Genomic DNA, 20,689 nt, shown 5'->3' on the forward strand with positions numbered 1-20,689 from the left:
GGGGCCGTGAGACCCTGTGCACAGTCCGCCCTGCCCACGACCCCGGAGGTGCCCGTGGAGACCCTGATCCTCGCCGCGATCGCTGTGTCCATCGCAGTCTCCCTCGTCGTCATCATCGGCCGCATGCTGGTGCGCCGGCGCGAAGAGCGCGAGCAGTGGGAGCGGGACGGCCGCCCCGAGCCGCGCGAGCGGACCCCCGAGGAGAAGGAGCGCGACCGCCGCAGCGCCATCACCTGGGGCTGCCTCCTCGTGGCCGTGCCCGTGGTGCTGGTGCTGGCCTACTGGGTCAGCCGCTGACGCTGCCGCCCTTCGCGCGACGGAGGTCAGCACGGCCGCGATGATCGCGGGAGCCGTGCTCAGACTGTGCTCGACTCCGCGAGAAAGCCCCCGACCCAGCACTGTCAGTGCAGGTCGGGGGCTTCTCTTCGGGTGGGTCGTGAGGGGCTCGAACCCCCGACCTTCTGGGTGTAAACCAGACGCTCTGACCAGCTGAGCTAACGACCCGGAACGGGGCCTCCCCCGTCGGTGCGAGGTCACCCCCGTCAGGACGACGCCTCCCCCGTCAGGACCGGACCCCGTCGGTGATGGCGGTCACTTGGCGCGGCTGGCCAGGCGGGTGCCGGTCCAGTCGGCGGCCAGCGACAGCGAGCTCATCACACGCAGGCCCGCGATCTCGGCGCTCTCCTGGACCTCGCCCGGGGCGACATGCCCGGGCCGGCCGGCCTTCGGCGTGAGGACCCACACAGGGGCGCCCGCCTCGATGTTGCGCAGCGCGTCCACGAGGGCGTCGGTGAGGTCGCCGTCCTCGTCGCGCCACCACAGCACCACGGCGTCGACGATCTCCTGGGTGTCCTCGTCCTCCATCTCCTCACCGATCAGGTCCTCGATCGCGTCGCGGAGGTCGTGGTCCACGTCGTCGTCGTAGCCGATCTCCTGCACGATCTGACCCGTGGTGAGGTTCAGCGCCTCGGCGATGGCGCTGGGCGTGGGGGCGTCGGCCGACGGTGACAAGAAAGAACTCCTCAAGACGTGGTGTCAGTGCGAGCGCAGCATTCCGATCGGCCCGCACGGGCCCACCGCAGGTGCTGCGCGCGCCGATTCTATGCCACGGCGCACTCTCCTGCATTCCCGGCGCAGGACGTCGGCCCCGGCGTAGGCGGCAATGTCCCGAGCGTCACAGATGGGGAGGGTCTGTGAAGGTCCTCGGCGCGTCGCACGACGGTAGTCTGGGCGGAACCGAGGCCGACAGGAGCCGAGCCCACCGGCGTTCTTCAGCTCCCGCGGCCGGTCCATCGACTCCGGTAGAGAGAAGGACAGTGTGACTTCGCACGAGACCCCTCGTCCCATCGGCATCAACCTGCCGAGCCACGCGCAGGATCCGGACCCGGAGGAGACCCGGGAGTGGCTCGACTCGTTCGACGGACTCGTCGAGCACCGCGGCGTCGACCGGGCCTCCGAGGTGATGCAGAGCCTGATCCAGCACGCGCGCGACGAGGACCTGCACCTGCCGGACTCGCTCACCACGGACTACGTGAACACGATCCCCGCGGATCAGCAGCCCGAGTACCCCGGCGACGTGGAGCTCGAGAAGGAGCTGCGCAACATCAACCGCTGGAACGCGGCGATGGTCGTCCATCGCGCCCAGCGCCCCGGCGTGTCCGTCGGCGGGCACCTCTCCTCCTACGCCTCCATCGCCACGATGTACGAGGTGGGCTTCAACCACTTCTTCCGCGGACGCAGCCACCCCGGCGGCGGCGACCATGTCTTCTTCCAGGGACATGCCTCCCCCGGCATCTACGCCCGCGCCTTCGCGATGGGCCGCCTGGCCCAGGAGGACCTCGACGGCTTCCGCCAGGAGGTCTCCTCCGAGCACGGCATGCCCTCCTACCCGCACCCGCGGGCGATGCAGGACTTCTGGGAGTTCCCGACGGTCTCCATGGGCATCGGCCCGGTCAACGCGATCGAGCAGGCCTCCTTCGACCGCTACCTGCACCACCGCGGCCTCAAGGACACCTCCGAGCAGCACACCTGGGCGTTCCTCGGCGATGGCGAGATGGACGAGGTCGAGTCCCGCGGCGCGCTCCACATCGCCGCGAAGGAGCACCTGGACAACCTCACCTTCGTCATCAACTGCAACCTGCAGCGCCTGGACGGCCCGGTTCGCGGCAACGGCAAGATCATCCAGGAGCTCGAGAGCCAGTTCCGCGGCGCGGGCTGGAACGTCGTCAAGGTGATCTGGGGCTCGGGCTGGGACCCGCTGCTCCAGGAGTCCACCGACGGCGCGCTCATCGACCTGATGAACGCGACCCCGGACGGCGACTACCAGACCTACCGCGCGGAGAACGGCGCGTTCATCCGCGACAACTTCTTCGGCCGCGACCCGCGCACGAAGGCGCTCGTCGAGGACCTCTCCGACGACGACATCTGGTGGAAGCTCAACCGCGGCGGCCACGACGCCAAGAAGATCTACGCCGCCTTCCAGCAGGCGATGACGCTGAAGAACGGCAAGCCGACCGTCATCCTCGCCCACACCATCAAGGGCTACCGCCTGGGCTCGAACTTCGCCGGTCGCAACGCGACCCACCAGATGAAGAAGTTCACGATCGAGGACCTCAAGGCGCTGCGCGACACCCTGCGCATCCCGATCTCCGACGAGCAGCTCGAGTCCGGCAGCGTCTACGACGCGCCGTTCTACCTGCCGGGCGACGACTCCCCGGTCATGCAGTACCTCAAGCAGCATCGCGAGGCGCTCGGCGGCCCGGTCCCCTCCCGCAGCACCGAGCACAAGGCGCTCGAGCTGCCGGGCGACAAGGCCTACGAGGTCGTCCGGCGTGGCTCCGGCAAGCAGGAGATCGCCTCGACGATGGCGCTCGTGCGCCTGCTCAAGGACCTCATGCGCGACAAGGAGACCGGCAAGCGCTGGGTCCCGATCGTGCCCGACGAGGCCCGCACCTTCGGCATGGACTCGCTGTTCCCGACGGCGAAGATCTACAACCCCGACGGGCAGAACTACCTCTCGGTGGACCGTGACCTGCTGCTGGCCTACAAGGAGTCGACCTCCGGCCAGATCAAGCACATGGGCATCAACGAGATCTCCTCGACCGCGGCGTTCACCGCGGCGGGCACCTCGTACGCCACGCACGACTACCCGATGATCCCGTTCTACATCTTCTACTCGATGTTCGGGTTCCAGCGCACCGGTGACTTCTTCTGGGCCGCCGGGGACCAGATGGCCAAGGGCTTCGTGATCGGCGCGACCGCCGGCAAGACGACGCTCGCGGGCGAGGGCCTCCAGCACATGGACGGCCACTCCCCCGTACTCGCCTCGACCAACCCCGGCACGGTGATCTACGACCCGACCTACGGCTACGAGCTCGGTCACATCATCCGCGACGGCCTGCAGCGCATGTACGGCGAGGACGACCGCCTGCAGGAGGTCTTCTACTACATCACCGTCTACAACGAGCCGATGGTGCACCCGGCCGAGCCGGAGGACCTGGACGTGGAGGGCCTGCTCAAGGGCATGTACCTCAACGAGGCCGCTCCCGAGGGCGACGGCCCGGTCGCGCAGCTGCTCGCCTCCGGCGTGGGCGTCCCGTGGGCCAAGCACGCCCGCGAGCTGCTCGAGCAGGACTGGGGCGTGCGCGCCAACGTGTGGTCGGTGACCTCGTGGACCGAGCTGCGCAAGGAGGCCCAGGAGGCCGAGAAGCACAATCTCCTGAACCCCGAGGACCAGCGCACCCCGTGGCTGGAGCAGCGCCTCGACGGCGTCGAGGGCCCGTTCGTGGCCACCTCCGACTACGACTTCATGGTCCCGGACATGATCCGCGAGTGGATCCCGGGCCGCTACGGCGTGCTCGGCGCCGACGGCTGGGGCTTCTCCGACACCCGCCCGGCCGCCCGACGCCACCTGAAGATCGACGCGCACTCGATGGTCGTCAAGACCCTCCAGCTGCTCGCCAAGGACGGCAAGGTCGACCCCTCGGTCGTCCGCCAGGCCATCGACAAGTACGACCTGACGAACGTGAACGCCGGCGAGTCCGGCTCGTTCGGCGGCGAGTCCTGATCACCCCGTCGGGCCGCTCCTCCGTGCGAGGGGCGGCCCGACGGCCGCTCTCCCCCGTCGGCCCGCTCCGCCTCGCGAGCGGGCCTTCCCCTTCTCTCCCCTGGAGGTTTCCCGTGCTCGCGATCGTCTGCCCCGGCCAGGGGGCCCAGAAGCCCGGCTTCCTGAGCCCCTGGCGTGAGCTGCCCGGCGTGGAGGAGTCCCTCGCGGGGCTCTCGGAGGCTGCAGGCATCGACCTGCTGCGCCACGGCACCGAGTCCGACGCCGATACGATCCGCGACACCGCGGTCGCCCAGCCGCTGCTGGTCGCCGCGGGCATCGTCGCCGCGTCGCAGCTGCGCGCCGAGGAGGACCTCCCGGCAACCGACGTGCTCGCCGGCCACAGCGTCGGCGAGCTGACCGCCGCGGCGCTCGGCGGGGTGCTCTCCGACGAGGACGCGATGCGCCTGGTCGCGGTGCGCTCGCGCGCCATGGCCACCGCCGCCGCGGCCGAGCCGACCTCGATGGCCGCCGTCGTCGGCGGCACCCGCGAGGACGTCCTCGCCGCGATCGAGCGCCACGGCCTGCACCCCGCGAACATCAACTCCGCCGCCCAGGTCGTCGCCGCCGGCAGCGCCGAGAGGATCGCCGCGCTCGGGGAGGACGGCCCGGCGAAGGCGCGCGTCATCCCGCTGCAGGTCGCCGGGGCCTTCCACACCCCGTACATGGCCGCCGCGCGCGAGGAGCTCGCCGCCTTCGCGCCGACGCTCTCCCCCGCCGACCCGACCCTCCCGCTGGTCTCCAACGCCGGCGGCGAGGTCGTCACCTCCGGCGCGCAGTACCTCGACGCGATCGTCACCCAGGTCGCCTCGCCCGTGGACTGGGAGGCCTGCATGGCGACCTTCCGCGACCGCGGCGTGACCGCGATGATCGAGGTCGCCCCCGCGGGCACCCTCACCGGACTCGCGAAGCGGGAGCTGAAGGGGATCGCGCTGGCGAACCTCAACACGCCCGACGACCTCGAGGCCGCCCGCGCCCTGGTGCGCGAGCACGCCGGTCGTGCCCCGTCGGACCGAGAGGCCTGACATGGCGATCACCCTCACCGCCCCGCGGACGGTCCCCGGCTCGCAGGTCCTCGCCTACGGCGCCGCCCGCGGCGACCTGGTCGTCCCCAACGACGACCTCGTCGGCCCGATCGACTCCTCCGACGAGTGGATCCGCCAGCGCACCGGCATCGTCACCCGCACCCGTGCGAGCGCCGAGGTCGGCGTCAAGGACCTCTCCCTCACCGCGGCGAAGGAGGCGATCGAGCGCTCCGGCGTCGCGCTGGAGACCCTCGACGCGATCATCGTCTCGACGATCTCCTTCCCCTATCCGACCCCGTCGCTCGCGACGCTGCTGGCGGGCGAGCTGGGCCGGCCCGACGTCATCGCCTACGACATCTCCGCGGCCTGCGCCGGCTTCGCCTACGGCATCGGGCAGGCCGACTCCCTGATCCGCTCGGGCGCCGCCCGGAACGTGCTGGTGATCGGTGCGGAGAAGCTCTCGGACTTCGTCTCCCCCGCCGACCGCTCGATCTCGTTCCTGCTCGGGGACGGGGCCGGTGCCGCGGTCGTCGGCCCGTCCGACACCCCGCGCATCGGACCGACGGTCTGGGGCAGCGACGGCGACCACTGGGACACGATCCGGATGACCGGCTCGTCGATCGACTTCCGCGACGGGAAGGCCGAATGGCCCACTCTCGAGCAGGACGGCCGCACGGTGTTCCGCTGGGCCGTCTGGCACACCGCGAAGAAGATCCGCGAGATGCTCGAGCTCTCCGGCATCGGCATCGAGGACGTGGACGTGTTCGTCCCCCACCAGGCGAACATGCGCATCATCGACGAGCTCGCCAAGCAGCTGAAGCTGCCGGAGGACGTGGTGATCGGCCGCGACATCGCCGAGACGGGCAACACCTCCGCCGCGTCGATCCCGCTGGCCACCCACCGCCTGCTCGAGGAGGGCGCAGCGAAGAGCGGCGACGTGCTCGTGCAGTTCGGCTTCGGCGCCGGGCTCGCCTACGCCGGCCAGGTGCTGGTCCTCCCCTGAGCCCCGCCCGGGCCGCCGGGCACCGCCCGGACGACTGTCACCCGCATCACGACCGGGAAGTAACATCGTTCGGCCTGACCGGAACAGCACAGCGTCCCGGGTAGTCTGTCCCCGCCACACAATCCGAACACCCTAAGGAGCACCCATGGCACACACCGAGAACGAGATCCTCGAGGGCCTCGCCGAGATCGTCAACGAGGAGACCGGTGTCGCCACCGAGGACGTGAAGCTCGAGAAGTCCTTCACCGACGACCTCGACATCGACTCCATCTCGATGATGACCATCGTCGTGAACGCGGAGGAGAAGTTCGACGTGCGCATCCCCGACGAAGAGGTCAAGAACCTCGCCACCGTCGGCGACGCCGTCAAGTACATCGCGGGCGCCCAGAACTGAGCCCCGCCTGACGCCCGGGACGGGTTCGTCCCGGGCGTCGCCGTTCCCCGTCTGCCCCGACCCGGAGGTCCGCATGTCCGCTTCCCGTTCCCGAGTCGCCGTCACCGGCCTCGGCACCGTCAACCCGCTGGGCGCGGATGTCGCCTCGACGTGGGAGGCGGCGCTGGCCGGGACCTCCGCGGCCCGCACCCTCGAGAACGACTGGAAGGAGTCCTACGGGCTCTCCGTCGACTTCGCCTGCCGTCTGGTGCCCGGGGCGCTGGACTCCCTGAGCCGTCCCGAGTCGAAGAAGCTCGACCCCTCCGGCCAGTACGCGATGGTCGCCGCCCGCGAGGCCTGGGCCGATGCGGGCGCCCCCGACGTCGACCCGACCCGCCTCGGCGTGGTCGTCGGCACGGGCATCGGCGGCATCTGGACGACGCTGGACCAGTGGGACGTCGTGCGCGAGCGCGGCGCCCGCCGCGTCAACCCCTTCACCGTGCCGATGCTGATGGCGAACTCCTCCGCCGCCAACATCTCCATGGAGCTCGGCGCCCGCGCCGGCGCCCACACCCCCGTCTCCGCCTGCGCCTCCGGCTCGGAGGCCGTGGCGCTGGGCATAACCATGATCCGCGACGGCCGGGCCGACGTGGTCGTCGTCGGCGGCACCGAGGCGTCCATCCACCCGATGACCATCGCGGCCTTCGCGAACATCCGGGCCCTGTCCACGCGCGTCGACGATCCCGAGCACGCCTCGCGTCCCTACGACGTGGACCGCGACGGCTTCGTGCTCGGCGAGGGCGCGGCGATCCTGGTGCTCGAGAGCGAGGAGCATGCGAAGGCCCGCGGCGCCCGCGTCTACGGCTACGCCGCCGGCCGCGGCATGGCCTCTGACGCCCACCACATCTCGGCCCCGAATCCCGAGGGGCAGGCCGCCGCGGTGCGCGAGGCCGTCGAGGACGCCGATCTCGCCGCGGCGGACATCAAGCACCTCAACGCCCACGGCACCTCGACGCCGCTGGGCGACGTCGGCGAGCTGAAGGCCGTCTCGGACGCGCTGGGCGGCGAGACCGATCAGATCGTCGTCACCTCGACGAAGTCGATGACCGGCCACCTGCTCGGCGGCGCCGGCGCGCTCGAGACCGTGTTCTCGGTCCTCGCCGCGCACCACCGCACCGTCCCGCCGACGATCAACATCGAGAACCTCGACCCCGAGGCCCCGATGGCGATCGCGAACGGCGCCCCGGCGCAGCTCCCCGAGGGGGATCTCGCCGTGCTCAACAACGCCTTCGGCTTCGGCGGCCACGACATCGCGCTGGTGGTCACCACGGCCTGACCGGCACCGCTGCCGCAGCGCTCGCGAAGGGCGCCCGCTCCCCTCGGGGAACGGGCGCCCTTCGCGCATCGGAGCACCGTGCGGCCGCGGCCGCCGCGCGCTCAGCTCACGCGGTGCAGCCAGCGCATCGGCACGCCCTCGCCGGCGTGGCGGTAGATCTCCAGCTCCTCGTCCCACGGCTCGCCGAGCGCGATGCCGAGCTCGCGCGGGAGGGCGCGCGGGTCGGAGCCGGCGCGCTCCATGCAGCCGCGCACGTGGTCCTCCGTGAGGACGATGTTGCCGGCGTGGTCGGTCGCGGCGTGGTGGATGCCGAGCTCGGGGGTGCAGCTCCAGCGGGCGCCGTCGACGGCGGCGGTCGCCTCCTGGGTGACCTCGAAGCGCACCTCGTGCATGCCGCGCAGCGCGCTGACCAGGCGTGCGCCGGTGTCCTCACGGCCGCGCCAGGTCATCTCGGCCCGCTGCAGGCCGCGGCCGACGGGCTGGTCCTCCCAGCGGATGCGTGCAGGCATGCCGAGGACCCCGCTGGCCGCCCATTCGATGTGGGGCGTGAGGGCGCGCGGGGCCGAGTGGATGTACAGAACGCCCTGGGTCATCTCGTTCCTTCCGGTGTCCGATGCGTCTTCCCCAACGAATCGGAACCCTGGACGGAGCTGATGGCAGCGCGTGCTGGTCCAAGACGAGCTTAGAGGGTCTCCCTGATCTGGCGCAACGCGCGCTTCTTCACGGAGCGCTCGAGGCCGTCGATGTAGAGCTCCCCGTCGAGGTGGCCGACCTCGTGCTGGATGAGGCGTGCGATGATCCCCTCGCCGGCCAGCTCGATCTCCTCGCCCTCGAGGTCCCTGCCCACGCAACGGGCGTAGGCGGAGCGGGTGCGCGGGAAGAAGAGCCCGGGCACCGAGAGGCAGCCCTCGTCGTCGTGCTGCAGCTCCTCGGAGAGCTCCACGATGACGGGGTTGAGGATGTAGCCGAGCTCGCCGGTCTCCACGAGGTGCCAGGAGAAGGCGCGCTGGCCGATACCGATCTGGTTCGCGGCCACGCCCGCGCGGGCGGGGTCGTCCACGGTGTCGAGCAGGTCCCGCACGAGGGTGCGGGTGCCGTCGGTGACCGTGCGGATCGGGTCGCACGGGGTGCGCAGGACGGGGTCGCCGACGACCCGGATGGGACGGACGGTCACGCCTGCTCCTCCCCCGGCTCCGCGCCGAGCACCCGGTGGGTGACCTCGACGCCGGGGACGACGCTGCGCTCGACGGTGCAGCCCGCGGCGACCGCCCGGCCGAAGACCTTCGCGACCGTGGCGATCTCCTGCGCGGTGAGCCCCTCGAGCGGGAGCTGCACCTCCTCGGCGATCGACAGGTAGCGGTTCTCGGCCTCGTCGGAGGTGCCGTGGGCCCACATCCGCGCCTCGAAGTCCTCGCCGAGGCGGCGGGCGAGGTTCACGTCGCTGCTCATCCCGGCGCAGCCGATCAGGGCGAGCTTGAGCAGCTCGCCGGGGCTCGCCTGGCCCTCGCCGTGGCCGATCGGGATCTCGACGCCGCGCTGGGTGCGGCCGACGAGGGTGCGGTGGCCGGTGCGGTCCGCCCACACGCTGCCGGGGCCGAAGTCCTCCGGGAGCGGGAAGCGGTCATCGGGCAGGGAGGGCATCGGCATGCTCCTTCAGGGGACCGGAGGAAGAAATGACTCAGCCCCGGACGAGGCCGGGGCTGAGTCTCAGGGGCTCCCGCAGTTGGATTCGAACCAACAACCCTTCGATTAACAGTCGAATGCTCTGCCGTTGAGCTATGCGGGATCGACCTGGACGACTGTAGCAGGATCGGGGCGGGGCTCGCATCCCGGAACTCCTTCACGACCGGCCACTATGACGAAGGTTACGCGCCCGCGCCGGGTCCCGTCGTGGATGCTGACGCGTCATCGCCCGGACCGCCGCCCCCGGATCGAGGAGGTCGTCATTCCTCCGGAGCACCTCGAGAAGGCGGGTGGCGCCGCAGCGACCGGACAGCCCGTCCGAGGCGGAGTGCCCGCGGGGCCCGCGGCGCGGCGTCGAACCAGGTCATGCGGCCGTGCGTGGTAGATTCGTCCGGGCCCTCTCGCGGGGCCACGGCCCAGTAGCTCAGCCGGTCAGAGCAGCGGACTCATAATCCGTCGGTCGCGGGTTCAAGCCCCGCCTGGGCTACCTGACCTGCAGTTTCACCCTCTCCGGTACATTCCGGAGCGGGGAGGAGCGAGTTAAGAGCGAGAAATGACCTCTCGTGTGTCATGCGAGAGCCTCCGCCGCGGCGCCCACATCAACGCTCTTGTGGTCCACGTAGCTCGCCCAGGACGTCGCCGGATCGTGCCCCATGACGGCCATGATCACTCGCGGATCGACGTTCGCATCCATGAGCTGACGCTCCACGGTCCGACGTAGCGTGTGGAAGGTCGCCCAGGGGAAGCCGGCACGGTCGAGCTTGCGCCGCACCGCCTTACGGGCCGTCACGGCATCGGGCACTCCCCCGGTCTGGGCCGGGAACACGAACTTCACCGCTGGGTCGCTCACCTTCGTGCCGCGCCGACCGATACCCGCCTTCTCCTTCCGGGCCCGGAGCAGCTCGACAGCGGCCGGAGGCAGCGGCACCGTGCGCCGACTGGACTCACGCTTCAGGAGCGGTTCCCACGTTCGATCCGCTCCACTGCCGTACACCTGCCCCTCGACGGTCAGGAACGACGTCTTCTCGCCGAGGTGGACGTCCTCCCAGCGCAGCGAGTTCGCCTCGTTGATCCGGAGCCCGGTGTAACTGCCGAGGATGATCAGGTCGGCGACGTCAAGTCGCTGCTGGGGATGCCGCACCTTCACCTCCTCGCGGAGCGTTGCGAGCTGCGCATCGGTGAGGGAGTTGTTCAGCGGCCGACGGGCGCCGTTTCTGTAGACCCGGTTCGAGGGAGCACTGGTCGGCTTGGGCAACGGCAGCCCGACCGCCGGGTCGATCGTGATGTGTCTCAGAGCAATCGCACGGGCAGTCGCCTTGCGCCACAGCGCCCGGAGATGCGGGAGGGATCCGGCACCGAGGGCTGCGACACGCTCGAGCTCGTCGGCCAGGTCCGCGGGAGTGAGCCGGTCGATACGGATGCCGTGCACGCGGGACTCGTGCTGGACCGTCTCCTTCAGGTGCGATCGACGCTCCATGGTGGACTCGTCGAGCTCGGGTGCGGGGTGGCCGCCCCAGAGCCTGGCGATGCTCGCGTACTTCAGGATCGAGTTCGGGGACTTGACCTTCGGGTCCCGTCCCTGCTCGATCCGCTCCACCACCCAGGCGATGAGGTCGCCGAGGGTCGGGATCGAGTCTTCGGGGTCGAGGATTCCGCGTCGCTGCTCGGCGAGGACCAGTTCAAGTGCCGCCAGCGCGCCAGTCGGGGTCAGGCCCGAGCGCGACACCTTGGTGGTCGTCCCGTCGGGGCGCCCCATGCGGGTCTGGGCCCTCCATTGACGTCCTCGCTTGGCGCGGGCCAGCACCGGATCCGTAGGGTTGGCTGCTCGCCAGGGTCCCCCGTCGGTGCGGACGTGGTATCCGATCGCCGTGATGTCTCCCGGTGCGGTCTTACGCCGTGCCATCTGTCGATCGCCCTTCGGTCGAGTATCTGGAGAGTCAGGGGCTCGTGCGGCGTGACGCCCGGAGCTCCGTCGCCGGCGGCCGCGGGGTCTCGGCGGCGTTGTCGGTGTCGTTCAGCGTAGCCGTGAGCGCTTCGCGGCCCTCGAGCGATGTGGATGCAGCGTGATCGCTCCCCACCCTCCGACAACCAGGAAGCAGATTCAGTCCGGCGGACAGTGCGAGAGGGTCACTCATGATGCGCGGCCCGGTCATTTACTGCCCGACCCTCAATTCATGGGCGCTGCACACAGTATGCACCCGGAGCATCATCCAATTCTAATGTCCGATAATGGCCGTTACCGGACATGAGGATGTTTCAGCGACACAGCAACTGTCCAGTCCACAGCACCTGCCGTCCACCTCAGGTAGTACGGTGGTTATATTCTGCCCGATGCTCACTTCACGCCTTTTCACGGCAACTGCCCGGTGCTCGAAAAGGCGATCCCGGTATGGAATGCTTTGCTGATGCCCACCGTCCGCAGCACGAAGCCGAATCTCGACGAGCAGCTCCCCGTCGCCCTCGCCGCGCGCATCATCGGCATCGACCGCGCCGCCCTCGCCCACCTCGTCGACCATGGACTGGTGCCCCGGCTCGATCTCGAGGCCGTGCGTGCGTTGGCGGCCAGTGGCGAGGTCGCCGCCAGGACCACCGACGATCCAGGGCATCTCGTGATCCGCATGGACATCGACCCCGCCATCGAGCGGATCGGGGACTCGAGCGACGACGACCTGGCCCACGCCGCCGAAGGCCCCCACCGACTCCCCGAATCAGCGGCGGGCCGCGGAGTACTGCTGTGCGTACGGTCGTTCATCGTCGCGACCGGGCGTCTCGTCGCTGTCGGCGCTCCCATCGCCGTTCGTACCGACCGGCGGGGACGAGAGATCTCCGGACGCACCATCACAGTCCACATCGAGCACCGCCTCAGCGACCTTACAACGCGCCCGTCGAAGGCTGTCGGAGATGCCCGGTGGCTCGGCCGGCGGGCTCGAGTCGGCACTGGCGGCGCGGTGCTCCCCCTGCAGTCCTGATTCACAACGGCGCTAGCCGTGGCCAGCTGGGCACTGTGGCCGTCCCGCGAGGTGATCGCTTCGCCCACTCCCGTCATACCCGGACGCACCGGGGGTACGAGGAGCAGGAGCCGTCATGACCGCCACCGCCCAGCACACCGCACCCCACTCGCACACCGCGCGCGCCCAGCTGCGCACTGCCGAGTTCAGCGATGACGCCGAGATCCTCGACGAGCTCGCCCGCGGCCAAGTGTCCGAAGAGGTGCTGCGGAAGATCGCGCACAACCCGGCGACCCGTGAGGCGACCCTCGCGCATCTGGTCGAGCTCGACGAGCGCTGGCTCACTTACCCCGTCACCCAGCGCCGCGACCTCTCCCCCGGGTTCATCGACCGGATCGCCCGGCGACTCACCGACCGGAACGCGATATTCCACGCCTCCTCGGCGCCCAACGCCTCTCCGGAGACGCTCCGTTTCCTGGCCGCCCATCCGTCGGCGCCCCCGGCGACCCTCGAGACGGTCACCCAGCGGCTCGGCGAGAGGGCCACCCCCGCCGCGTGACCGCAAGAGCGGAACGCAGGCTCTTCGAGCATCGGGCGCTTGCCGCGATAGCGTGAACGTCCCGCGAGAAGCGGGCTTCGCCCACTGGCATGGGGCTCGGAGAAGCCGGGAGGGAGGGGGTCGAGGTGGCGCTGACGCACTACGAGACCCTCGGCGTACCCCGGAACGCCTCGAAGGCCGAGATCACCAGTGCGTTCCGCACCCAGATGCGGGCGCTGCACGGTGATGCCGGCGGCGACGACGAGCTCGCCAAGCACGTCAGCTCCGCCTACAACGTCCTGTCCGATGCGTCGCGCCGGGCCGCTTACGACCGCGCCCTCACACCTCAGCCCCCGCCGCCGCGGAAATCTGCCACGCCGCGTCGCCGCGTGTTCCACGCCGAGCAGGAGCCCCGCGCCGCGTCGATGCTGGACGTCGATCCCACCGGGTGGGACTGGTACACACCGCCCGAGGAACGCATCGACGGCGCCGACGCGAAGGGTGGGAGTCGACGGCCGCTCCGCATGGCCCTGCTCGCAGTCGCCGTCATCGCATGGGTGCTGGCCGGGGCCGCTGCCGCCACGACGCTCGGGCTACCTCTCGCCCGCATCGACGCGCTCTCCACCTCGGTCGCACTGCTGTGCGGTGTCGGTGCACATCTGATCTGGTCCGCCCTGGTCATCACGCGAACCCTCACCCGGAAGTGGGGATTCATCGCTGCCGCACTCGTCACCACGGTCGGCGCCGTAGTCATCTACCTCGACGCTGGCACTCCCCTGCCCATGGTCGGGAGTGTGCTGTGCCTGCTCGCGACGGTGCTCACCACCTACCTGTCCTTCGGCATGCTGCTGTCCCGGTCGCCGCGGCAGGACGGGATCATCGACTCCTCGTTCTTCACGCAGGTCGGCTCGACCTCGCTCGGTTCCCGGCATCCAGACGTAGATCGACTTCTCGGCGCTCTCACGGGAGCGTTCGGCCATCGCGACGGGGTACGCGTGATCCTGCTGCCGGATCGGGTGACGCCACGACCCGGGGTGTCCCGGGTCCGGGCGCAGGTCGCTGTCGTCGTCGGACGCGCCGTGTACTTGATTGCGACCCCTCCTCTCGGCGCCGACGGGCTCGAGATCGCGGGATCTGAGATCCTCGCCGACGGCCAGGTCCACCGAAACGTCGTCTATGACGAGGTAGTGGCCCTCCGCAGGAACTTCGGCCGCGAAGCAGACGTGCACGGCTACGTCATCCCCACGAACCTCGCATCTGCCCCCGCGAAGCTCGAGCTCGCAGGTGGCGTTGCCTTCGGCACCCTCACCCAGGTCCTCGATGCGATCGGGGCCAGCGCTGGCCCGAACCTCGATCGGCCGAACACGCTGTTCCGCCACCGCGCGCTGGAGTCGATGGCGCTCCTCGTCTGGCCCGCGCCACTGAACCGGTCGGCTGCGGTCAGTGCGCGCGTCGGTAGTCGGCGAACAGATCCCGCGCCACGTCCAGCACTTCCCGCAGACGCACACTGAACTCTCGCCGCGCAGCCGGCTCCGTGATGCCGAGGCGCTCAAGGAGCTCCCGCCGGGTCGGAAACTCACCAATCTCATGATCGGCGAAGTACGCCCGCGCCACGTCGACCAACAAGACCGGCGCCCGCTTCAGGCGCCGAGCGCGGCACGCTTCCCGCTCACGATCCAGCCGCCGGCATCGGCAGATCACCGCTTCGATCCGATCCGCCCAGTTCAGCGACCCCACTTCCGACACTGCGGGGACCGCGATCCGACCCTCCACCTCGGCCGATGCGCCGTCCAGCAGCACAACACGCGCTGGACGTAGATCGTCCCGGGAGATGAGGACGGCCTGGCGCGCCGCATCCTTTCGGGTGGCCCGCATTCGGTCGTTGTGGAAGTCGACGAGCTCGGCATCCGCTGCCGCACGGCCATGCTCGATCTCGTACAGCTGGCGAGACTTCGCGACGTGCGCGCCCTTCCGGTCCTGCGCACCGCCGCCGGGAACGCCAACAGTTCCGTCGAGCAATCCCAGGCGCCGGTCGTCACGGATGCAGGACCGCGTCTCGGCCTCGAGGATCATCGGCAGGTTCGAGCTGTAGTTGAATACTGGGCTCGTGCCGGGGCCGTCCTTGGCCCGCCACCGCTGATTCACCATCCGCAGCAGTGCCTGACCGAAGTACGACAGCACCAGGTCATCGTCATCCCACTCCAACCTCGCCACCCGCTTCACCCGGGCGAGGACACGTCGCACCTCAAGCATCTGAGCTTCGAGGAAATCATCCAGGCGCCGACACTGCTCAGCATCGTCCCGCGCGTGAAGCACTGCGCACAGCTCCGCCTTCCATGGCGAATCGAGCGTGCCGGGATCGCATTCGCAACGAGCATGGTGCCGGGCAAGACGTGACACGGCTGGGCTACGGTTCCTCACCCGCTCACCACCGGAGACGCTTCCATGACTTGCGCAGGCAGACAGCCCATCGCCACTGCCGGCGCGGTACACACGGTCCTCGCCGTTCACGCAAGTGCGCGTGTGAGGTGCATGCGTGCGGTCCGATCATGAGCGAGCTCCCCCTCGAAGGCCTGGCCGGGTCAGACGAGCCAACAAGACGTCGTTGGGCATGTCTAAACTGCGTTAGACATGTCTAGCAGGTAGGGTCAGACATGTCTAAGAGGACGGAGGAACTGTGGACAGAGACGATCTCGACCCCGGCGAGCAGAACTCGCTGGGCATGCCGCAACGTCTGCGACTCCTCGTGGACCTCTACGCGGTCGAGCACGGAGCAGAGCCCACCTACTCCGAGATCTCCGGGCACCTGGAGGCTCACGGAGTCAGCCTGAGTCGTGCTCGCTGGAGCTACATGCTGAACGGACACCGCGAAGTCACCGATCAACAACTCCTCGCCGCGATCGCAGACTTCTTCGGTGTGCAGCCTGACTTCCTGCTCAACGACGGCCCACTCCCCGAGCGAGTCGAGTCTCAACTCGAGCTGATCAGGGCAATGCGCATCGCGCGGGTCAGATCCTTCGCAGCACGCACCCTCGGTGACGTGTCCCCCCAGACCCTCAACGCCATCACCCGGTTCCTGGACGAGGAAGCAGCAGGACGAACCCAAGAGAGGTAATCCATGGCGAGCACCGGCCGCCACGCGCAAGCACCCGACTCATCACTCGGAATCGGGCTACCCGAATCGTTCACCTTCAACGACATCGTCACTGCCCTCGAACGGGAGCGCGAGACAACGATCAAGATCGTCGAGTTCCCGGAGATCAGCCCTCAGGACGGCCTCTTCGGCATCTGGCTCAACACGAAGTTCGGAGACTACGTTCTCCACGCCCCAGCGCCATCCGAGCTGCATCGCCGACAGATCATCCTCCACGAGCTCGCGCACATGATCCTCGGACACGACCTGGCCGAAGGACAGAGCAGCGCCGCCAAGCTCTTCCCCGATCTCCCCGAAGACGCTGTCATCCGCACTCTCGCGCGGGGACACGAAGACAATCAGCTCGAGCGGGAGGCTGAGTCGCTGGCGGACCGGCTCGCGCATTCGCTGCGGATCAATGCACAACAGTCATCGTTCTCAAGAGTCTTCGGATGATCCAAGTCCTGATCGCGGCCTCCGTATGGCTCGCCGTCATCGGCCTCCTTGCCCTCAGGGGACAAGGCGCCGCGGACCGATCCACCATCTACGCGACGGCATCGGTGGGGGTGGGAGTAGCCCTCAACATCACCCCGCTCTACTTGGCGGTCGATGCCTGGCTCGGCGGACGGAATCTCACCGACCTGCTCGCCAACACCGCCATCGTCTTCGGGATGTCTGCTCTCGCCCGAGCGGTCACGCTCGCGTCTGACCAGCACATCTGGTTGAGCAAAGTCCTTCTTGGCCCCCGCCCGACATGGCTTGCTGTGGCGTTCACCGTCGTGGCCTTCTCGGCTCTCGCGTTCTCGCAGATCGACATGCACGGAACATCTGCTCGCTTCATGATCGACTACGGCGATCAGCCTGCAACCGCGCTGTACTCAGGCGTGCAGCACGTGTACTTCGGCGCGGTCACGGCATCACTCGCAATCGTCTGCGCGCGGGAGGCCCGGAATGTCGATGGCGCGAAGCGGATCGCGACAATCGTGCTCATGCTCGGTGGCGCCCTGCAGGCGATCTCGTGCCTGGACGTCCTGGTCATGGACGTCTCCCATGTCGCGGGCAACGAGGGTGTTCTCCGACTCGCCCAGACCGTCTACGACTACGTCAATGGGATCAGCTTCCTGCTCATCACCGCCGGGTTCGTTCTGCTCCCCCTCGGACGTCTCCTTGACGCTCGCAAAGACCGCAAAAGGTCTGCCCAGCTCGTTGAGACCCTCTCTCCGGCGTGGAAACGCGCACGGGCACTGAAGCCGCTCGGCCCGGCCGTGGAGAAGTCCGGTGATCACGGTCCGGCGCTGTACCGGCTCATCATCGAAGTACGAGACGTCCAGGCGACCCTGGGCCAACGATTCGACCTGTCGCACGATGAGGCCGCAGCCCTCGACGAGGCAGAGCGCCACCTGCTAGGCCACCATCTGTCGGTTCGCACCAATGCGTAGGCCAGTGGTGCCGGGCCTGACCGGCAGCGTCGCGCTCGTCGCCCTCGGACTGGCCGGAGCAGCAGGTTGTGCGATCACCAGAACGCTCACGGCGCCCTACTCCGGCCGGAGGTACTCTACTCAGATTCTGAACGTCTCCACGCACGGTGATCAGTCGATGGTCCTGTTGGCAAACACCGCTCAGACGAGACAGTCGGGGAGGTTCGGCGCCTTCCTCCCGGACGGACGGCACATCAAGTTCGGCACTACACCGATTTCAACGGGAGGCGGAATCACCCGGTCGGTGTCGGCCGCCGACGCCGACGCGCTGGCCGGCGTCGAGCATGTCTCCTGGACCGGCATCGAGTTCGCCAACCCGAACGACGCCGGCCTCCAAGCAGTCGATGTGGAGATCCCCACCGAACACGGTTCGATTCCGGCATGGGTGGTCGGCGACCCGGCACGTGCGACGTGGGCCGTGCATGTCCATGGGCTTGGCAGTACGCGGGCTGGCACCCTCCGCGGTGTCCAGGTCGCCTCCGAACTCGGCTTCACGTCGCTCGTGACGACGTACCGGAACTCTGCCGAGGGTCCCGCCATCGGGTCGCGACGCTCGACGCTCGGACTCGACGAGTCCGACGACGTGGAGCACGCCCTTGAGTACGCGGTCGCTCACGGGGCTGAACGCATCGTCATGTTCGGCTGGTCGATGGGAGCGAACATCGCGCTCACCATGGCGGAGGAGTCGCGGTGGCGTCGTCGGATCGTCGCGATCGTGGCTGAATCTCCGGTGCTCGACTGGCGCGCAACCCTGCGGTCGAATCTCGCCGGGCTAGGGCTCCCCGCCTGGACGACTTGCCTCGCCTTCCCGTGGTTGATGAACCCGGTCCTCGCGCGCTGCATCGGGTTGGACCACGCGATTGACTTGGACGCCCTCGACTGGACTCTGCAAGGCCGCATCGAGACCCCCACCTTGATCCTGCAGGGGCGCTGTGATCGCTCCGCGCCCTGGCAGTTAGCGGAGCACGTCGCCGCGCAGAATCCTCGAGTTCACCTCGAGCTGTTTGACGCCGACCACACGACGACCTGGAACTCGGACCCCGAACGCTGGCGCTCCACGGTGGCGGACTGGTTGACGACTCGACTCGACGGGCCTGCCGATCCTCGGATGTCCTGACCACTCAGGCAAACTTTCGGGCGTCGATCAGGAACACCCCTCGAGTATCGAGCTCAGCGCGCCCGCGACGGCGTCGTCGCTGCGGGCGAGGTAGGCGTCGATCATCTCTTCGATCTCCTGGTGGGAGAGCTCGGCGCGGACGTGGTCCATCGGCCAGCCGGCGGCGTCGAGCAGGTCGATGTCGTCGTACAGCTGCTCCAGCGAGTCAAGCATGGACGGTGCCATGGCGGTGCTCCTTCGTCGTGGTGGTGGTCAGCGGGGAGACATGGGCAGGTAGAACCTGCCGTTCGGGATGTCGGAACGGATACGCAGCGCGGTGCGCTCCAGCACTCGCCACGACTGGCGGGCGTGATGTCCGCACAGGTAGACCTCACCGGTCGCGTAGCACGCCTTCACACGGTCCGCGGCAGTCGGGCAGCGATCGCACGGAACACGCTCGGAGGCGACAGTGGGGGTCGGTCCGAAGAGGGTGTCTGCGCGGCGGGGCGGGACCGACAGCGGTGTCGGGCGGTGCGCGGTGTGCGGCGTCGTGATGGTCATGCCCGCGAAGTGGGCACTCACAGCTCCCCGTGGGACGGTCAGGCGGGAGGGCCCGGAACCACAGCGCCGCGAGGGACGAGACGGCCGGCTTCGACACGGGCGTACTGCTCGATGACCGCGTTTTCCTCGACGACCACCCGCTCCCCCAGCTCAGCGCCGTACCCCATCTCGACGCCGCACCCGACCGTTGCGCTGTCGCCGAGCACCGAGCCGTTGATGACGGAGAAGTTCCCGACAGTCGCCCCGTCGCCGAAGACAGAGCCTGCTCCGGTGGTCACGCGATGGCCGATCTCCGCTGCCGAGCCGATCATGGTGCGCTCCCCCAGTTTCGTCCCCGAGCGGACGATGGCATGATCCAGCGCCTCGCAGTGTCCGTCGATCTGGGTGACGACCTCATCGGGATGGGCACCGCTGGGGCCGTGGATCTGGACGGACTCACCGATTTCGATGCCGTCCTGGAGAGTGATCGCTCCATCGAGCCTCGAATCGGCACCGAGCGTGATGGTGCCGTGCAGTTCACTGGTCCCAGCCCGTCCCTGGATCGTGACGCCGTCTCCGGTCGAGAGCTCTCCAGTCACGACGGCCGAGGTGATGCTGGTCTTGTCGCCAAGCTGGGTGTCGTCGGCGAAACGGGAGCGTGCGTCGGTCTCGATTTTCACCCCGTCTCCGATCTGGACGTTGTCCCCCCAAGTGCTGCCACCGAGGAGACGCGTGCGGGTGCCGACCTCGAGCTCGTCACCGAAGCTCCCCTCGAGTCGGGTGCGGCTGCCGATCCGCGAACCGTTGCCGATGCTCGTTTCTGCGTGGATCTCGGTGCTCTTCCCGATCGTGACCGCGTCGCCGAGCCGGGTCGAGCGTCGAATGATCGTGCGGCCTTTGAGGACGCTGGACTCCCCGATCTGCGTGCCGTCCTCCACGTTGACGTCGGCGCCGATGCGCGTGGACGGCTCGACTCGCACGCCCCGGCCGATCCGCGCTCCCCCTCCGACGGATACGTCCTCATCGAGGCAGACTGCATCACCGAGCACGGAACCGTTCTGGACGGTCGCACCCTCACGGATGATCGAGTCATCCCCCACGCTGGCTCGTTCGCCGATCGTCACGTCGTCCCCGATGCTCGTCCCGGCACCGATCATGGCCCCGTCCCGGATCACGGCACCCGCCCCGACGGTGACGTGCGATCCGATCGTCACGTCCTCACCGACCTGAGCCCCGTCGCCGATCGTGACGCTGTCACCGAGATGGGCGCTGGCTGCGACCTGGGCGTCTTCCCCGAGGTCCGGGCGGGCCGTAGACGCCGTCGGGATCGGGACGTCCACTTCGGCACGGATCACTGCTGCGAACTCGCCCCCATTGCCTTGTTCGCCGGTGTCTCGCTTACGCGTCTTCGAGCTCGCCGCTGTGCGGGCCGTT

Annotated in this window: 22 protein-coding genes, 3 tRNA genes and 1 pseudogene; 15 read left to right on the forward strand and 11 right to left on the reverse strand. The window is 69.0% G+C overall.

Annotation, left to right across the window (positions count from 1 at the left end):
- Window positions 1-6 precede the first annotated feature (6 nt).
- A complete protein-coding gene (locus L3K22_RS03825; protein ID WP_263310225.1) occupies window positions 7-297 on the forward strand; it encodes a hypothetical protein in 291 nt (96 codons plus the stop codon).
- 133 nt (window positions 298-430) lie between these two features.
- Here the strand turns inward: L3K22_RS03825 and L3K22_RS03830 are convergent.
- A tRNA-Val gene (locus tag L3K22_RS03830) sits at window positions 431-504 on the reverse strand.
- A gap of 87 nt (window positions 505-591) precedes the next feature.
- Entirely contained in the window at window positions 592-1,011 is a 420-nt protein-coding gene (locus L3K22_RS03835) for a DUF3052 domain-containing protein (protein WP_263310226.1), read from the reverse strand.
- A gap of 307 nt (window positions 1,012-1,318) precedes the next feature.
- Here L3K22_RS03835 and aceE point away from each other — a divergent pair, with 307 nt between their 5' ends.
- The 5 genes from aceE to L3K22_RS03860 all read left to right on the forward strand — a co-directional run bounded on the left by aceE (window position 1,319) and on the right by L3K22_RS03860 (window position 7,839).
- The gene (gene aceE / locus L3K22_RS03840; RefSeq protein WP_263310227.1) at window positions 1,319-4,066 is read left to right on the forward strand and encodes a pyruvate dehydrogenase (acetyl-transferring), homodimeric type; all 2,748 of its coding nucleotides are present in this window, start codon (window positions 1,319-1,321) and stop codon (window positions 4,064-4,066) included.
- 113 nt (window positions 4,067-4,179) lie between these two features.
- A complete protein-coding gene (locus L3K22_RS03845; protein ID WP_263310228.1) occupies window positions 4,180-5,127 on the forward strand; it encodes an ACP S-malonyltransferase in 948 nt (315 codons plus the stop codon).
- A gap of 1 nt (window position 5,128) precedes the next feature.
- On the forward strand, window positions 5,129-6,130 hold the full coding sequence (locus L3K22_RS03850) for a beta-ketoacyl-ACP synthase III (RefSeq protein WP_263310229.1): 1,002 nt from the start codon (window positions 5,129-5,131) through the stop codon (window positions 6,128-6,130).
- A gap of 145 nt (window positions 6,131-6,275) precedes the next feature.
- Window positions 6,276-6,524, forward strand: a complete 249-nt coding sequence (locus tag L3K22_RS03855; RefSeq protein ID WP_010551652.1) for an acyl carrier protein — start codon at window positions 6,276-6,278, stop codon at window positions 6,522-6,524.
- A gap of 73 nt (window positions 6,525-6,597) precedes the next feature.
- On the forward strand, window positions 6,598-7,839 hold the full coding sequence (locus tag L3K22_RS03860) for a beta-ketoacyl-[acyl-carrier-protein] synthase family protein (protein WP_263310230.1): 1,242 nt from the start codon (window positions 6,598-6,600) through the stop codon (window positions 7,837-7,839).
- Between the two features lie 101 nt (window positions 7,840-7,940).
- On the opposite strand, the gene L3K22_RS03865 is transcribed toward L3K22_RS03860, so the two are convergent.
- From L3K22_RS03865 to L3K22_RS03880, 4 genes are all read right to left on the reverse strand, one after another.
- A complete protein-coding gene (locus L3K22_RS03865; protein WP_010551654.1) occupies window positions 7,941-8,432 on the reverse strand; it encodes a DUF3145 domain-containing protein in 492 nt (163 codons plus the stop codon).
- Between the two features lie 89 nt (window positions 8,433-8,521).
- A complete protein-coding gene (locus L3K22_RS03870) occupies window positions 8,522-9,013 on the reverse strand; it encodes a peptide deformylase (protein WP_263310231.1) in 492 nt (163 codons plus the stop codon).
- On the reverse strand, window positions 9,010-9,480 hold the full coding sequence (locus L3K22_RS03875; protein ID WP_263310232.1) for an OsmC family protein: 471 nt from the start codon (window positions 9,478-9,480) through the stop codon (window positions 9,010-9,012). The genes L3K22_RS03870 and L3K22_RS03875 overlap by 4 nt, the downstream gene beginning before the upstream one ends.
- A 73-nt stretch (window positions 9,481-9,553) precedes the next feature.
- Window positions 9,554-9,625, reverse strand: a tRNA-Asn gene (locus L3K22_RS03880).
- A 310-nt stretch (window positions 9,626-9,935) separates the two neighbouring features.
- Here L3K22_RS03880 and L3K22_RS03885 point away from each other — a divergent pair.
- Window positions 9,936-10,009, forward strand: a tRNA-Ile gene (locus tag L3K22_RS03885).
- An 81-nt stretch (window positions 10,010-10,090) separates the two neighbouring features.
- Here L3K22_RS03885 and L3K22_RS03890 read toward each other — a convergent pair.
- Window positions 10,091-11,278, reverse strand: a complete 1,188-nt coding sequence (locus tag L3K22_RS03890; protein WP_263310233.1) for a tyrosine-type recombinase/integrase — start codon at window positions 11,276-11,278, stop codon at window positions 10,091-10,093.
- Between the two features lie 649 nt (window positions 11,279-11,927).
- Between L3K22_RS03890 and L3K22_RS03895 the strand changes: the two genes are divergently transcribed.
- The 4 genes and pseudogenes from L3K22_RS03895 (at window position 11,928) to L3K22_RS03905 (ending at window position 14,519) form a co-directional block, all read left to right on the forward strand.
- On the forward strand, window positions 11,928-12,491 hold the full coding sequence (locus tag L3K22_RS03895; RefSeq protein WP_263310234.1) for a hypothetical protein: 564 nt from the start codon (window positions 11,928-11,930) through the stop codon (window positions 12,489-12,491).
- A gap of 115 nt (window positions 12,492-12,606) precedes the next feature.
- Entirely contained in the window at window positions 12,607-13,029 is a 423-nt protein-coding gene (locus tag L3K22_RS03900; RefSeq protein ID WP_263310235.1) for a hypothetical protein, read from the forward strand.
- 89 nt (window positions 13,030-13,118) lie between these two features.
- Window positions 13,119-13,328 (forward strand): annotated as a pseudogene (locus L3K22_RS16720) (J domain-containing protein); the annotation flags it as partial.
- A 105-nt stretch (window positions 13,329-13,433) separates the two neighbouring features.
- A complete protein-coding gene (locus L3K22_RS03905; protein ID WP_263310236.1) occupies window positions 13,434-14,519 on the forward strand; it encodes a hypothetical protein in 1,086 nt (361 codons plus the stop codon).
- On the opposite strand, the gene L3K22_RS03910 is transcribed toward L3K22_RS03905, so the two are convergent.
- Complete coding sequence (locus tag L3K22_RS03910) at window positions 14,449-15,408, reverse strand: hypothetical protein (protein WP_263310237.1); 960 nt, start codon at window positions 15,406-15,408, stop codon at window positions 14,449-14,451. The two genes, L3K22_RS03905 and L3K22_RS03910, sit on opposite strands and share 71 nt — an antisense overlap.
- Window positions 15,409-15,685: 277 nt before the next feature.
- Between L3K22_RS03910 and L3K22_RS03915 the strand changes: the two genes are divergently transcribed.
- From L3K22_RS03915 to L3K22_RS03930, 4 genes are read left to right on the forward strand one after another with little or no spacing between them, the layout of a single operon-like run.
- Window positions 15,686-16,123 carry a hypothetical protein gene (locus L3K22_RS03915; RefSeq protein WP_263310238.1) on the forward strand — a complete coding sequence of 146 codons (438 nt, stop codon included), beginning with the start codon at window positions 15,686-15,688 and terminating at the stop codon, window positions 16,121-16,123.
- Window positions 16,124-16,126: 3 nt separating this feature from the next.
- On the forward strand, window positions 16,127-16,597 hold the full coding sequence (locus L3K22_RS03920; protein WP_263310239.1) for a hypothetical protein: 471 nt from the start codon (window positions 16,127-16,129) through the stop codon (window positions 16,595-16,597).
- Window positions 16,594-17,580: a hypothetical protein gene (locus tag L3K22_RS03925; RefSeq protein WP_263310240.1), complete on the forward strand. Its 987-nt coding sequence runs from the start codon at window positions 16,594-16,596 to the stop codon at window positions 17,578-17,580. Before L3K22_RS03920 ends, L3K22_RS03925 begins: the two co-directional genes overlap by 4 nt.
- Window positions 17,581-17,587: 7 nt before the next feature.
- A complete protein-coding gene (locus tag L3K22_RS03930) occupies window positions 17,588-18,736 on the forward strand; it encodes an alpha/beta hydrolase family protein (protein WP_263310241.1) in 1,149 nt (382 codons plus the stop codon).
- A 27-nt stretch (window positions 18,737-18,763) separates the two neighbouring features.
- Here L3K22_RS03930 and L3K22_RS03935 read toward each other — a convergent pair whose 3' ends face one another.
- The 3 genes from L3K22_RS03935 to L3K22_RS03945 are packed head-to-tail and all read right to left on the reverse strand — an operon-like array spanning window position 18,764 to window position 20,595.
- Window positions 18,764-18,961: a hypothetical protein gene (locus L3K22_RS03935; RefSeq protein ID WP_263310242.1), complete on the reverse strand. Its 198-nt coding sequence runs from the start codon at window positions 18,959-18,961 to the stop codon at window positions 18,764-18,766.
- Between the two features lie 27 nt (window positions 18,962-18,988).
- A complete protein-coding gene (locus tag L3K22_RS03940; RefSeq protein ID WP_263310243.1) occupies window positions 18,989-19,276 on the reverse strand; it encodes a DUF7455 domain-containing protein in 288 nt (95 codons plus the stop codon).
- A gap of 38 nt (window positions 19,277-19,314) precedes the next feature.
- Window positions 19,315-20,595, reverse strand: a complete 1,281-nt coding sequence (locus L3K22_RS03945) for a DapH/DapD/GlmU-related protein (protein WP_263310244.1) — start codon at window positions 20,593-20,595, stop codon at window positions 19,315-19,317.
- Window positions 20,596-20,689: the final 94 nt, after the last annotated feature.

The sequence above is a fragment of the Brachybacterium atlanticum genome (assembly GCF_025669985.1).
In the GTDB taxonomy this organism is placed as follows: Bacteria; Actinomycetota; Actinomycetes; order Actinomycetales; family Dermabacteraceae; genus Brachybacterium; species Brachybacterium conglomeratum.